Source organism: Leptothrix toolikensis (SeqCode) (genome assembly GCF_057922285.1).
Genome location: NZ_JBYSVC010000031.1, coordinates 15,496 through 28,167 on the forward strand (window position 1 = coordinate 15,496; position 12,672 = coordinate 28,167).

The following is a 12,672-nucleotide window of genomic DNA, read 5'->3' on the forward strand; positions in this document are numbered from 1 at the left end:
GCTATAGGGTTGGCCTTAAGGTCCGAAGAAGCTCAGTTGCCTGTACCCTTGAGGGTTCATGACGATGCTTCAACCTCCTTTATCTTCAGCTGACCCTGTCGGTGCTGCTGCCAGCCCCGAAACGGAGGTTCAGGCCGAGCAACTGACCCTCTTGGCTGAACGCACGCTCATGTCAATCAAGAGCAGTTTCGTCGGGATCATGCTGGTTGTGATCAGCCAACTCGGCCACGTGGCTTGGCAAACGCTGCTGGCGTTTATCACGCTGCGCCTGCTCAGCATGGGCTACAACTATCGCCTGTGTCGGCAGATCCAAAGCCAACCCGCTGGGCTCGCTTTGCGTCAAGGTCGGCTCAGCGCGTTGGAATGGGGGCTGTTTGGCACCGGTGTCACGTGGGGTTCGGCCGCTTGGATGCTGCCCCACCCCATGGGCCCGAACCTACATGCCCACGCCTTGATCATCATTTTGGTGGGGGTAAGTGCCGTGATGATGAACACCGCAGCCCTGACCCGCCGGGGGATCCAACTCTTTATGGGCGGCATGTGGGGCATCCAATTCCTGCGGATTCTTTGGAGTTACGACGATCCCTACGCTTACTTTTTACTGGCGGGCAGCTTTGCCTACGCCAGCTTGTCGCTGATCCATGGTTTGCAATTGCATGCCCAGCACCATGCGGGTATGACCGCCGAAACCGAGAACCGCAACTTGCTCAGCGCCATGACTCAACAAGGCCAAGCCTTGGCGGAAGTCAATGCTCAGTTGGCCACCGCTTTGGCCCGCGCCCAAGAACTGGCTTCTTTTGACGAGTTGACCGGCTTACTCAACCGCCGCGCCTTCCATGAGCGTTTGCGCGTTGACCTTGCTGCCCAGCGCCGCCACGGTGAGGCGGCTACCTTGATCCTTCTCGATCTCGATCACTTCAAGGCCATCAACGATCAGCATGGTCATCAAGTGGGCGACGCCGTACTGCGCCTGACGGCCCAAACCCTCAAAAGCCTGTTGCGCGAGGCCGATTTGCTGGCCCGTTGGGGGGGAGAGGAATTCTTAATTTTCATGCCACGCACAAGTGTCGAGGAAGGCCACAAGGCCGCTGAACGCCTGCGCATGGCTTTGGCCAGCGCTTGTGTGGAACCCACCGAGCTACATTTTTCAGCCTCCTTCGGTGTGGCAGAAATGCACACCGGCCTGACCCTCGACACCGCTTTGAGCCGGGCCGACCAAGCGCTTTACACCGCCAAGGCCGGGGGCCGCAACCAAGTCTGTCTGAGTGGCTCCAACGTCACCCCTCTATTTGGCAGCAGCACCCCATGGGCTTACATCTGATCTTGGCCCACGCCTCGGCCGCTTCTGAAGCGGGCGCTGCTGCGCTGGCGCACCTGGATCACCAGCGTTTCGAGTGGCCCCATCTACGCCAACTCCTCGGCCTGATGCGCCAAAGCAGGCGGCTTGAAGGCGATGACGACAGCTTGAGCATCCCGCACGAAACCGTGCTGGCCCATGCTTGGGGCTGGCAAGGCAGCGACGGCCACTGGCCGTTGGCGGCCCTTGGCGCGCAGCAAGACGGCGTCTTGGGATCGACGATGACCACAACAACCACCACAACCACCGGCTGGGGCCTGCTCACACCCTGCCACTGGCATGTGGGCAGCGACCAGATCAGCATGCTCGACCCGGCGGGGCTGAACCTCAGCGCGGCAGAATCCCACGCCTTGCTGGCCACCTTGCAACCGTCGTTTGAGGCCGAAGGATGGCCGCTGGACTGGGGCGCAGCGTTGCGCTGGTACACCCGCCATGCGGTGTTAGCCGATTTGCCCACCGCGTCGCTCGACCGCGCCATCGGCCACTCGATCCATCTTTGGTTGCACGACACCAGCCCGGTGGCCCGGCGCCTGCGGCGCTTGCAAGTCGAAGCGCAAATGCTCTGGCACGAGCACCCCGTCAACCAAGCCCGCGAAGCGCGTGGCGAGCTGAGCGTCAACTCCTTCTGGATCAGCGGCTGCGGCCGCCCCCAAGCCCAGCGAACCACACCCGACATGCCGATTCAGCTTGAAGACGCCCTGCGCGCCCCGCTGCTGGCGGGTGACTGGGCCGCATGGTGCCAGACGTGGCGTGCGCTCGACGCCCAGTTGATGGCCGACTTGGTGGCCCGTGTACAACGCGGCGAACACATCCGGCTCACGCTTTGCGGTGAGCGGCATGCGCAGACGTTTGACAGCCATCCCCGGCCCTCGTGGCTTGATCAGCTCAAAAGCCTGGGACAGCGCTGGCAACCGAATCCCGTGGGGCCCTTGTTGGCGGCCCTTTGATGCCTCTCGATCCGAACCCTGCTGCGCGACCACCTCACCCATGACCTCTCCCCACCTCGTCCGGCGTGATGCCCCACCACGCACCCTTTGGAGCTTGGAGCAAGCCGGTGTTCATCCGCTCTTGGCGCGTCTTTACGCCGCACGCGGGGTCGGCAACGCCGCTGAGCTTGACGACAGTTTGGGCCAGCTGCTGCCGCCCACGCAGCTGCTTGGTGCCACAGCCGCCGCCACGCTGCTGGCTGACGCCCTGCAAGCCGGTCAGCGCATAGTGGTGGTGGCCGACTACGACTGTGACGGTGCGACGGCCTGCGCGGTGGCGCTGCGCGGCTTGGGCTTGCTGGGCGCACGACCTGGCCAAGTGGCCTATGTGGTGCCCGACCGCACCGTACACGGCTACGGCCTGACGCCCACCATCGTCGATCTAGCGCTCGGATCGACGGAAGATGCCTCAGCCGACACCCCGGGGCTGCTGATCACGGTGGACAACGGCATCGCCAGCTTGGAGGGCGTGGCGCACGCCCGGCAGCGCGGCTGGCAGGTGCTGGTCACCGATCACCACTTGCCCGCAGCCCCGGGCGGCGTGGTGCAACTGCCCGCAGCCAACGTGATCGTCAACCCAAACCAGCCCGACTGCCCCTTCGCCAGCAAGGCCTTGGCCGGCGTGGGCGTGATGTTCTATGTGCTGCTGGCCCTGCGGGCTGAACTCCGCCAGCGCGGTGCCTTTGACGCCCGCAACCAGCCTCGGCTCGACGCCCTGCTCGGCTTGGTCGCCCTGGGCACTGTGGCTGACGTGGTGGCGCTGGACGCCAACAACCGCCGACTGGTGGCTCAAGGCTTGAAGCGCATGCGCGCCGGCCACCTTCAACCCGGTTTGGCGGCCCTTTTTGCCGCCGCTGGACGCGATCCCGCCCGCGCCAGCACCCAGGACTTGGGCTTCGCCCTCGGCCCGCGTCTGAACGCTGCGGGCCGCCTGGCCGATATGCGTTTGGGCATCGAGTGCTTGCTCACCGACGACCGCGCCCGGGCGGCTGAACTGGCGCAAGCGCTGGACGCCATCAACCGCGAGCGCCGCCACGTCGAAGCTGGCATGCGCGAACAGGCCGACGCCATGCTGGCGCACCTCGACCCCACGCAAGCGCAAGACCCAAACCGGCCCCCGGTGCTGGTGATCTTCGATCCCGCCTTCCACGAAGGCGTGGTCGGCATCGTCGCCGGGCGGCTCAAGGACCGCTGGCATCGCCCGGTCTTCGTCCTTGCCCGGGGGCTGGATGGGCATCTGAAAGGCTCGGGACGCTCGATTGCCGGTTTTCATCTGCGCGACGCGCTTGATTTGGTCGCCAAACGGCACCCCGAGGTCCTGAAACGCTTCGGCGGTCACGCCATGGCCGCTGGCTGCACCTTGGCCGAAGAACACTTGGGCACCTTCCGCGAAGCGCTGGAACGCATCGGCCGCGAACAACTCGACGCCGCCACCTTGCAACGCAAACTGCTCACCGACGGGCCGCTGGCGGTCGAAAACTTCACCACCGAAACCGTGCAACTGCTCCAGTCGCAGGTCTGGGGCCAAGCCTTTGAAGCGCCGCTGTTCGTCAACGACGTGACTGTGGTCTCGCAGCGCCGCGTCGGCGAAAACCACCTCAAACTCCAGATCCGCCTCGACGACGACCCCCAAGCCACCCTGCGCGACGCCATCTGGTTCCAACACACCCAACCCCTGCCCGACCACACCCGCCTCGCCTTCCGCTTGAGCCTCGACGAATTCCAAGGCCGCCAGAAGATTCAGTTGATGGTGGAGGCCACAGGAGCCTGATCACTGCGCCGCCAGCTGCGCTCCCAAGCCATGGCGAGCAGGCCGATGAGGCAGAGCCACTGAATGCCGCTCAGGCCCAAGGGATAGGTATAGGGCACGGGTTTGATCGCGTCGATCAGCAAGCGCCAAAGCAAGTAAGTTGCGATCAGGGCGCGAAATGCCAAACCGGCTTCGTGCGCCAACGCTTGGGTCCACCAGCGGTGCGTCGATAAGGCGGCAGCGGCCAAGAGCCATTCGTACAACTGCGTGGGGTGCCGGGGGATGCCATCACCGAAATCGATACCCCACGGCATCTCGGTGGGCAGACCGTAGGTGCCGTCGTTCAAGCCGGCCAGAAAACAACCGATGCGGCCGATCAAAATACCCACCAGAATCGGGCGTACAAAATCATCGCCCGTTCGGCTGCGGACCCCAGCGATTTTTTTGCCGACTTCAACACCCAGCCAGCCGCCCAACAAGCCGCCGACAATCGACTGCCCCGAAAACCAAACCGAGATATCGCCAGCCTGCGCGGCCCACAGATGGGGATACTCCAGCCAAAACACCAGCTTGTTGCCCAGTCCGGCCCCAACTAAACACCCAGCCACCACCGGAAAACCTGTGGCACCCAACAGCGGCGACCCGACACTTTTGGCCGCACGAATGCGCCGATACAGCCAAAACCCGCCAGCCAAGGCCAGCCACTCGAAAACGTAGTGAACGGCGTGAGCGATCAAAGGATCTCGGATCATCCCAAACCATTCAAAATTGGCTACCCGCCGCAATGGTCATGATTGTCACGGGGAAACCGATCAGTTGTATGGGCAAAGTGACTACATCTAAAGCCAAGGTCAAGGGCAGTTTTGTGAGAATGCCACTCCATGACACCTCTGATGCAGACGTCGATGGCTCGTAAAAAGTTAAGTCATAGGTACGCTTCAAAGCACCAAAACCTGATTTTGAAAGGTCAATAGGCGGGTAAGATTTACCTCTAAAACTCAAAGATATACCAGCAAAAAATCCTTCGAAATGCAGATCAAATCCAAGATTTTTTAACGCAGCTATTTCGTTTGAACTCAAAAGAACGCCTTTTTCGCCATAACGAATATAAAGCCGGCCCCATACCATGCCATCTTTTATATAGGCATTCTGCTTGAACACGAGTTCAAATTTTATTCCCGCTAGATAAGGATGATTAGCAAACTGAAGAATTTTATCGCCACCCTCTACTAAAAAGTAAGCATGCTTCACACCCAAGAAAACAACTGCACCTGGAATATTTATTTCCTTCAGTAAAGATTCGCTCGGTCGTCCCAATGCTTGAATGGTATCGGTGAACAATTCTTTTTCTGGTATGAAAACTTTTTTAGCGTATGGTTTCGAAAGCATGGTGAAGCACCCCGACCCACCCACCAAGGCGGCTGAAGCCGCCCCTAAAACCAGCGCTCGGCGACCATTCGAGTCCATCGCAAAACCTCCGTCGATCAAGCCATCAGCCGAGAACGGGCCTCAGCGTATTCGCGTCGCAGGCGGGCGATCCGTTCAGCCGCAGGCAGCACGGCGTCGATGGCACCGATGCCTTGGCCGCAGCCCCAGATGTCTTTCCAAGCTTTGGCAGCGATATCGCCGCCAAAATTCATGGCGCTTGGATCGCTTTCGGGCAGGTGATCGGGGTCGAGTCCGGCTGCGCGGATCGAGGGTTTGAGGTAGTTGCCGTGGACGCCGGTGAACAAGTTGCTGTAGACGATGTCGTCGCTGGTCGAATCGACGATGCACTGCTTGTAGGCCTCGGCGGCGCGCGCCTCGTCGGTGGCGATGAAAGCTGAGCCGATGTAGGCGAAATCGGCTCCACAAGCTTGGGCGGCGAGCACCGCGCCCCCCGTGGCGATGGCCCCCGAGAGGGCCAGCGGGCCGTCAAACCAGGTGCGAATTTCTTGGATCAGCGCAAACGGGCTCTTGACCCCCGCATGCCCCCCGGCACCAGCCGCCACCGCGATCAAGCCATCCGCGCCTTTCTCGATGGCTTTTTGGGCGAAGGTGTTGTTGATGACGTCATGCAACACCACCCCGCCCCAAGCGTGAACGGCCGCGTTGACATCGCTGCGCGCACCCAGCGAGGTGATGATGATCGGCACCTTGTGCTTGGCACAGACTGCTAAATCGCGCTCCAGCCGGTCGTTGCTTTTGTGGACGATCTGATTGATGGCAAAGGGCGCGGACGGTTGATCCGGGTGCGCCGCATCCCAAGCTGCCAAAGCCTCGGTGATCTCAGCCAACCAGTCGTCCAACTGCTCCGCCGGCCGCGCATTGAGCGCCGGCATCGCCCCCACCACCCCCGACGTGCATTGAGCAATCACCAGCTTGGGGTTACCGATGATGAACAGCGGCGCACCGATGACAGGCAACGCCGCCCGCCCAGGCCAAGCGGCGAGGGTGTTCAAAACGCCTCCAGCGCCAGCGCGCAGGCGGAATCACCGCCTTGGACGATGCTGTCGCGCAAGCCCGGCACTTTGACGAGGATGTGCTCGGCGTAGAAGCGGGCGGTGGCGATCTTGGCTTGCATGAAGGCGGTGTCCTCGTCTTCGTTCAAGCTGTCTTGGGCGGCCAGCATGGCGCGGCCCATTTGCCAGCCGGCCATCAGGTTGCCAGCCAACATCAGGTACGGCACAGAACCGGCAAAGACCGCGTTGGGCTGCGTCTTGACATGGGTGGCGACGAAGCTCACCACATCAAGGAAGGCCAGCCGGGCCGCTTTGAGACGCTGGGCGACAACTTGCGAGGCCGCGTCGCGGGCGTCGAGCGCGGCTTCGGTCAGCTCGATTTGCGCGGCGATGGTGCGGGCCGTTTGACCGCCGTCGCGCGCCGTCTTGCGGCCGACAAGATCGTTGGCCTGGATCGCGGTGGTGCCTTCATAGATGGTCAGGATCTTGGCGTCGCGGTAGTACTGCGCCGCACCGGTTTCCTCGATGAAACCCATCCCGCCGTGAACTTGCACGCCCAAGGACGTCACCTCCAAGCTCATCTCGGTGCTGTAGCCCTTGATCAGCGGCACCATGAATTCGTAGAAAGCTTGGCTGGCCTTGCGCGTCTCGGCGTCGGGATGCTGGTGCGCGGTGTCATAGGCCGCCCCGGCCACCAGTGCCAGCGAGCGACAACCCTCGGTGTAAGCGCGCATGGTCATGAGCATGCGGCGCACATCGGGGTGATGCAGGATCGGGCCGGCGGCCGGCAGCGAGCCATCGACCGGCCGAGACTGGATGCGATCCCGGGCGTACTGCACCGCCTTTTGATAGGCCCGCTCAGCCACCGCGATGCCTTGCACCCCCACCGCAAAGCGGGCGGCGTTCATCATGATGAACATGGACTCCAGCCCACGGTTTTCCTGGCCGATGAGATAGCCCACCGCACCACCGTGGTCGCCAAATTGCAGCACCGCTGTTGGGCTGGCCTTGATGCCCATCTTGTGTTCGATGGAGACGCAGTGCGCGTCGTTGCGCGCGCCCAAAGAGCCGTCGGCGTTCACCATGAATTTGGGCACGATGAACAGGCTGATGCCCTTCACGCCTTCGGGCGCATCCACCACCCGGGCCAGCACCAAATGGACGATGTTCTCGGCCATGTCGTGCTCACCGTAGGTGATGAAAATCTTGGTGCCGAAGATCTTGTAAGAACCGTCCGGCTGCGGCTCGGCCTTGGTGCGCACGGCCGCCAGATCGGAGCCCGCTTGCGGCTCGGTCAGGTTCATGGTGCCGGTCCAACGGCCTTCGATCATCGGCGGGATCCACGTCTGCTGCTGCTCGGGTGAGCCGGCCGTGAGCAGCGCTTCGATGGCCCCGTCGGTCAGCAGCGGACAAAGCGCAAAGCTCAAATTCGCGCTGTTGATCATCTCGATGCAAGCCGCCCCAATGGCTTTGGGCAAGCCTTGGCCGCCAAAGTCCTCGGGATGTTGCAAACCTTGCCAGCCCCCGGCCCCGAATTGTTCAAACGCTTCCTTGAAACCGGGTGTGGTCCGGACCTCGCCGCCGTCAAACGACGACGGGTGGATGTCCCCTTCCCGGTTCAAAGGTGCGACCACGCCCTCGTTGAACTTGGCACATTCCTCCAGCACAGCCGCAGCCGTGTCGAGTCCCGCTGCTTCAAAAGCCGGCAGCTGGGTGAGTTGCTCCAAGCCGGCCAATTCCTTGAGGCCGAACAGGAAGTCCTTGACGGGAGCGCGGTAAGTCATGGCTCGAATCTTTCGTGGGGACGGGGGAAGGGCAAGAGGAGGATCGGCTTACAGCGCCTTGACCAGCTCAGGCACGGCAGCGAACAAATCCGCCTCCAGCCCGTAGTCGGCCACCGAGAAGATCGGCGCTTCTGGATCCTTGTTGATCGCCACGATCACCTTCGAATCCTTCATGCCGGCCAAGTGCTGGATCGCCCCTGAAATACCCGCAGCGATGTAGAGCTGCGGCGCGACAATCTTGCCGGTCTGGCCGACTTGCCAGTCGTTGGGCGCGTAACCCGCGTCCACAGCAGCGCGGCTGGCACCCAGCGCAGCGCCGAGCTTGTCCGCCAAGGGCATCAGCACCTCGTTGAACTTGTCGCTCGAACCCAGTGCCCGGCCCCCGGAGACGATGATCTTGGCAGCGGTCAGCTCCGGGCGATCGTTCTTGGTCACTTCACGACCCAAGAAGCGGCTGGTGCCCGCATCCATCACCGCAGCAACGCTTGCCACCGAGGCAGCCCCGCCGCTGGCAGCGGCAGCATCAAAGCCGGTGGTCCGCACGGTGATGACCTTGATGGCATCCAAGCTCTGCACCGTGGCCACAGCGTTGCCGGCGTAGATCGGGCGCTCAAAGGTATCGGCGCTGATCACGCGGGTGATTTCGCTGATCTGAGCCACATCAAGCTTGGCCGCCAAACGCGGTGCCACGTTCTTACCGCTGGCGGTGGCGGCGAACAGCACATGGCTGTAAGCACGGGTAGCACCGGTGCCCACGATTTGAAGAATCTGCGCGGTGAGGTTTTCGGCCAAGCCGTCTTGCAGGGCTGCACCATCGGCGTGCAGCACCTGGTTCACCCCAGCCACTTGGGCCGCAGCTTGCGCCACAGCACCCGCGTTCAAACCAGCGACCAGCACATCGACGTCGCCGCCCAAAGCAAGGGCCGCCGTCACGGCGTGGAGGGTTGCGGCCTTCAGATGGCCTTGATCATGTTCTGCAATGACAAGAGCGCTCATGTTCAGATCACCTTGGCTTCGTTCTTGAGCTTTTCAACCAGCGTGACCACATCGGCCACCTTGATGCCTGCACCGCGCTTGGGCGGCTCGCTGACCTTGAGGGTCTTCAGACGCGAGGTCACGTCCACGCCCAAGTCAGCCGGCTTGATGTTTTCCAGCGGCTTTTTCTTGGCCTTCATGATGTTTGGCAGCGTCACGTAACGCGGCTCATTGAGGCGCAAGTCGGCCGTGATGACCGCCGGCAAGTTGACCGAGACGGTTTCCAGACCACCGTCCACTTCACGCGTGACCTTGACTTGGCCGTCAGCGACTTCGACCTTAGACGCAAACGTGGCTTGCGGCCAATCAGTCAACGCAGCCAACATTTGGCCGGTCTGGTTGCAGTCATCGTCGATGGCTTGCTTGCCCAGAATCACCAAACCCGGTTGTTCCTTGTCCACCAGCGCCTTGAGCAGCTTGGCCACGGCGAGTGGTTGCAGTTCTTCACTCGTCTCGACCAGAATGGCCCGATCCGCACCCAGCGCCAAAGCGGTCCGCAGGGTTTCTTGGCACTGCGCGACACCGCAGGACACGGCGATGATCTCGGTGACCACGCCTTTTTCTTTCAGGCGGACGGCCTCTTCGACGGCGATTTCGTCAAAGGGGTTCATGCTCATCTTGACGTTGGCGATATCCATGCCAGTGCCGTCGGATTTGACGCGAACCTTGACGTTGTAATCCACAACCCGCTTGACGGGTACCAATGCCTTCATGCGACGTGCTCCTCAAGTTCACAAGTTGACGTTAACGTTAACTGGATTCTACGTGCCCGCCAAGGCATCGGCTAGACTGCCGCGCCCATCACACTTTGCGCATGACTCGTCCGACTTACCCTCATCCAGCTCGCCTCGGGGTGTTTGACTCGGGCTTGGGTGGGCTGTCGGTGCTCAAGGCGCTGCACGGCCTGATGCCCGAGAGCGAGCTGATTTACGTGGCCGACTCCGGCCATGCACCCTACGGCGAGCGCAGTGACGCCTTCATCCGGCAACGCTCTGAGGTGGTGGCGGCGTTTTTGGTAGCGCAACAGATTGATGTGCTCGTCATCGCCTGCAACACCGCCACCGCCGTGGCGGCCCAAAGCTTGCGCGCGCAATGGCCCGATCTGCCGGTGGTCGGTGTAGAGCCCGGCTTGAAGCCGGCCGTGGCCCAAAGCACACAGGGTCGAGTCGGCGTGCTCGCCACCGAAGGGACGTTGCGCAGTGAAAAATTCCAACGGCTGGCGGCCAGCTTTGCCGATCAGGCCACCTTGGTCTTGCAAGCCTGCCCCGGTTTAGCGGGCGCGATTGAAGCGGGGGATGTGGATGCCTTGTCGGTGCGCGAACGGGTCGAAGCCTGTTGCGCGCCGCTGCGCCAGCAGCAAGTCGATACGGTGGTGTTGGGTTGCACCCACTACCCCTTCGTCGCCCATCACATCCAAGCCGCGCTGGGCTCAAACGTGGTGCTGATCGACACCGCTGAAGCGGTCGCCCGACAAGCGCAACGCCGTCTTCTTGCCACCGCCACACCGCACAAGAAACGTGCCGAGGCAACATCCAAGGTACAGCTCTACACCAGCGGCTCGGTAAACCGTCTGCGCGATGTCGCCACCCGCTGGCTCGACTTTGACTGCGAGGTCAGCATGCTGCCCATGCCAAGGTAGGCCAGAAAGCAAAAAGCGCCGCTTGGAAGCGACGCTTTTTGACTTTGTTTGGAGCGGGAAACGAGACTCGAACTCGCGACCTCAACCTTGGCAAGGTTGCGCTCTACCAACTGAGCTATTCCCGCAAAGAGAACGCAATTGTAGCCGATAATTTCTGATGTTTGCAAGGGGGTCTGGTGCGAAGTTTTTTCCGTGTGTTCAAGACCGCGCTGAGCTTGATTCTGGCTTTGGTGGTGCTCTTCGAAGAATGGGGCTGGGAGCCCTTGATGCGCTTTATGGGCTGGCTGGCCCATCTGCCGGTGATCGGCTGGCTTGAGCGTCGGATTACCGCTTTGCCGCCCTACGGTGCCTTGGTGGCTTTTTTTGCGCCAGGCACCCTGCTTCTGCCAGTCAAGCTATTGGCGCTATGGACCATCAGCCAAGGTCACACCGTATTGGGTGTCGCGGTGATTGTGTTGGCCAAACTGGCTGGCACCGCCGTGGTCGCGCGGATCTTCATCCTCACCCAGCCCGCCTTGATGCGCATTCAGTGGTTCGCCAACCTTTACCGGCGCTGGGTGCCTTGGAAGGACGCCTTGCTGCTCAAGGTGCGCTCATCGCACCCTTGGCGTTTGGGGCGGTTGATCAAGCGGCGTCTTCAGCGCCAGATTCGGCGTCAAACCAAGCGAATCGGCCGTTGGCTGCGAGCCTCGGCACGGTCACCCCGGTAAAAGAGGTTGTAGGCCTCGAAGGGGATCATCCGACCGTCCGGCTGAGCCATCTGGATGCAGCTTTTCTTCAGCGCGCGGATATCGAGCGAGCGCGCATCCATGAACTGCACGATCAGCACCCGAAACACATCGGCGTAGCTCAAATGCGGCGCGTTGACTTGCGGCAAGCAGCACAGCAAATCACTCAAGCAACGGGCACTCGACTCCGGCGAGTGGCCGGTTGAAAGCACCTTGAAAAGCCGCTCGCGCAAGCCCGGATCACGCTCAAAGACGATGGTGTTGGCCGCACCGGCCACCAAGGTCGCCGGATCCAGCCAGCGCGTCAGCGGCTGCAAGCCAGTGGGCGTGCGCAAGGCGTAACCCATCGCCAAGGTATCGGGGTTGCAGGGCACCGGCACCATGTCAGCAGCGGTGAACAAGTTGCTTTGCTCGACCACCTTGCGCCGCACCTCGCTCAAGGTCAGCCGGTGCTGCGGGGCGCTGTAGCCTTCGCAACGGCCAGCGTCCGAGACCGGCTGCAAGGTCACGCCGCGCACACAAGCGTGTTGCGTGGCGTGGCGGATCACCGCGCCGATCTCCTCGTCGTTGACCCCGCGCTGCACCGTCATCACCAAGGTGGTCGAAAGCCCCAGCGCATTGAGCCGCGCCAAAGCTTGCTCGTGGATCCGGCGTAAATCGGCCCCGCGCAAATGCATCAAGGGCTCGCGCTCCAGCGAATCAAATTGCAGATAGATCTCAAACCCCGGGGCGTACTGCGCCAGCCGTTCGGCAAAGGCCGGATCTTGGGCGATACGCAGCCCGTTGGTGTTGAGCATCAAGTGGCGAATCGGGCGCGCCCGGGCAGCGTCAAGGATCTCAAAAAGCTGCGGATGCAAGGTCGGCTCACCGCCCGAGATCTGCACCACATCGGCCTCGCCCTCGGTGGCGATCACCGCATCCAGCATGGCCAAGACTTCGTCCAAAGGGCGAT

Annotated in this window: 12 protein-coding genes and 1 tRNA gene; 5 read left to right on the forward strand and 8 right to left on the reverse strand. The window is 62.0% G+C overall.

The genetic code is table 11. The annotated features are described in order from the left end of the window. The first annotated feature begins 64 nt into the window (after positions 1 to 64). Genes AC3VI7_RS06515 through recJ form a run of 3 tightly spaced genes read left to right on the forward strand, consistent with a single transcriptional unit; the run spans position 65 to position 4,114 of the window. The gene (locus AC3VI7_RS06515) at positions 65 to 1,321 is read left to right on the forward strand and encodes a GGDEF domain-containing protein (RefSeq protein ID WP_489671081.1); all 1,257 of its coding nucleotides are present in this window, start codon (positions 65 to 67) and stop codon (positions 1,319 to 1,321) included. Further along, entirely contained in the window at positions 1,306 to 2,304 is a 999-nt protein-coding gene (locus AC3VI7_RS06520; protein WP_489667571.1) for a hypothetical protein, read from the forward strand. Before AC3VI7_RS06515 ends, AC3VI7_RS06520 begins: the two co-directional genes overlap by 16 nt. A 40-nt stretch (positions 2,305 to 2,344) precedes the next feature. Continuing rightward, entirely contained in the window at positions 2,345 to 4,114 is a 1,770-nt protein-coding gene (gene recJ, locus AC3VI7_RS06525) for a single-stranded-DNA-specific exonuclease RecJ (RefSeq protein WP_489667572.1), read from the forward strand. Here the strand turns inward: recJ and AC3VI7_RS06530 are convergent. From AC3VI7_RS06530 to AC3VI7_RS06555, 6 genes are read right to left on the reverse strand one after another with little or no spacing between them, the layout of a single operon-like run. Next, the gene (locus tag AC3VI7_RS06530) at positions 4,084 to 4,845 is read right to left on the reverse strand and encodes a prolipoprotein diacylglyceryl transferase (protein WP_489667573.1); all 762 of its coding nucleotides are present in this window, start codon (positions 4,843 to 4,845) and stop codon (positions 4,084 to 4,086) included. The genes recJ and AC3VI7_RS06530 overlap by 31 nt on opposite strands. A gap of 10 nt (positions 4,846 to 4,855) precedes the next feature. Beyond that, complete coding sequence (locus AC3VI7_RS06535; protein WP_489667574.1) at positions 4,856 to 5,560, reverse strand: YidX family protein; 705 nt, start codon at positions 5,558 to 5,560, stop codon at positions 4,856 to 4,858. Between the two features lie 17 nt (positions 5,561 to 5,577). Continuing rightward, positions 5,578 to 6,534: an NAD(P)H-dependent flavin oxidoreductase gene (locus AC3VI7_RS06540; RefSeq protein ID WP_489667575.1), complete on the reverse strand. Its 957-nt coding sequence runs from the start codon at positions 6,532 to 6,534 to the stop codon at positions 5,578 to 5,580. Beyond that, a complete protein-coding gene (locus AC3VI7_RS06545; protein WP_489667576.1) occupies positions 6,531 to 8,318 on the reverse strand; it encodes an acyl-CoA dehydrogenase family protein in 1,788 nt (595 codons plus the stop codon). Before AC3VI7_RS06545 ends, AC3VI7_RS06540 begins: the two co-directional genes overlap by 4 nt. A 48-nt stretch (positions 8,319 to 8,366) precedes the next feature. After that, a complete protein-coding gene (locus tag AC3VI7_RS06550) occupies positions 8,367 to 9,314 on the reverse strand; it encodes an electron transfer flavoprotein subunit alpha/FixB family protein (protein WP_489667577.1) in 948 nt (315 codons plus the stop codon). A gap of 2 nt (positions 9,315 to 9,316) precedes the next feature. Beyond that, a complete protein-coding gene (locus tag AC3VI7_RS06555; RefSeq protein ID WP_489667578.1) occupies positions 9,317 to 10,066 on the reverse strand; it encodes an electron transfer flavoprotein subunit beta/FixA family protein in 750 nt (249 codons plus the stop codon). 101 nt (positions 10,067 to 10,167) lie between these two features. On the opposite strand from AC3VI7_RS06555, the gene murI reads away from it, so the two are divergent. Next, complete coding sequence (gene murI / locus AC3VI7_RS06560; RefSeq protein WP_489667579.1) at positions 10,168 to 10,992, forward strand: glutamate racemase; 825 nt, start codon at positions 10,168 to 10,170, stop codon at positions 10,990 to 10,992. Between the two features lie 49 nt (positions 10,993 to 11,041). Here the strand turns inward: murI and AC3VI7_RS06565 are convergent. Beyond that, positions 11,042 to 11,117, reverse strand: a tRNA-Gly gene (locus AC3VI7_RS06565). A gap of 51 nt (positions 11,118 to 11,168) precedes the next feature. Between AC3VI7_RS06565 and AC3VI7_RS06570 the strand changes: the two genes are divergently transcribed. Continuing rightward, a complete protein-coding gene (locus AC3VI7_RS06570) occupies positions 11,169 to 11,702 on the forward strand; it encodes a hypothetical protein (protein ID WP_489667580.1) in 534 nt (177 codons plus the stop codon). Here the strand turns inward: AC3VI7_RS06570 and AC3VI7_RS06575 are convergent. Further along, positions 11,648 to 12,672: radical SAM protein (locus AC3VI7_RS06575; RefSeq protein ID WP_489671432.1), on the reverse strand; the 1,025-nt coding region annotated here is incomplete at its 5' end. The genes AC3VI7_RS06570 and AC3VI7_RS06575 overlap by 55 nt on opposite strands.

Bases quoted from the DNA above. Each gene is read 5' to 3' on its own strand.
- AC3VI7_RS06550 (WP_489667577.1), bottom strand. From the start codon at position 9,314: ATGAGCGCTCTTGTCATTGCAGAACATGATCAAGGCCATCTGAAGGCC.
- murI (WP_489667579.1), top strand. From the start codon at position 10,168: ATGACTCGTCCGACTTACCCTCATCCAGCTCGCCTCGGGGTGTTTGAC.
- AC3VI7_RS06545 (WP_489667576.1), bottom strand. From the start codon at position 8,318: ATGACTTACCGCGCTCCCGTCAAGGACTTCCTGTTCGGCCTCAAGGAA.
- recJ (WP_489667572.1), top strand. From the start codon at position 2,345: ATGACCTCTCCCCACCTCGTCCGGCGTGATGCCCCACCACGCACCCTT.
- AC3VI7_RS06555 (WP_489667578.1), bottom strand. From the start codon at position 10,066: ATGAAGGCATTGGTACCCGTCAAGCGGGTTGTGGATTACAACGTCAAG.
- AC3VI7_RS06530 (WP_489667573.1), bottom strand. From the start codon at position 4,845: ATGATCCGAGATCCTTTGATCGCTCACGCCGTTCACTACGTTTTCGAG.
- AC3VI7_RS06520 (WP_489667571.1), top strand. From the start codon at position 1,306: ATGGGCTTACATCTGATCTTGGCCCACGCCTCGGCCGCTTCTGAAGCG.
- AC3VI7_RS06515 (WP_489671081.1), top strand. From the start codon at position 65: ATGCTTCAACCTCCTTTATCTTCAGCTGACCCTGTCGGTGCTGCTGCC.
- AC3VI7_RS06535 (WP_489667574.1), bottom strand. From the start codon at position 5,560: ATGGACTCGAATGGTCGCCGAGCGCTGGTTTTAGGGGCGGCTTCAGCC.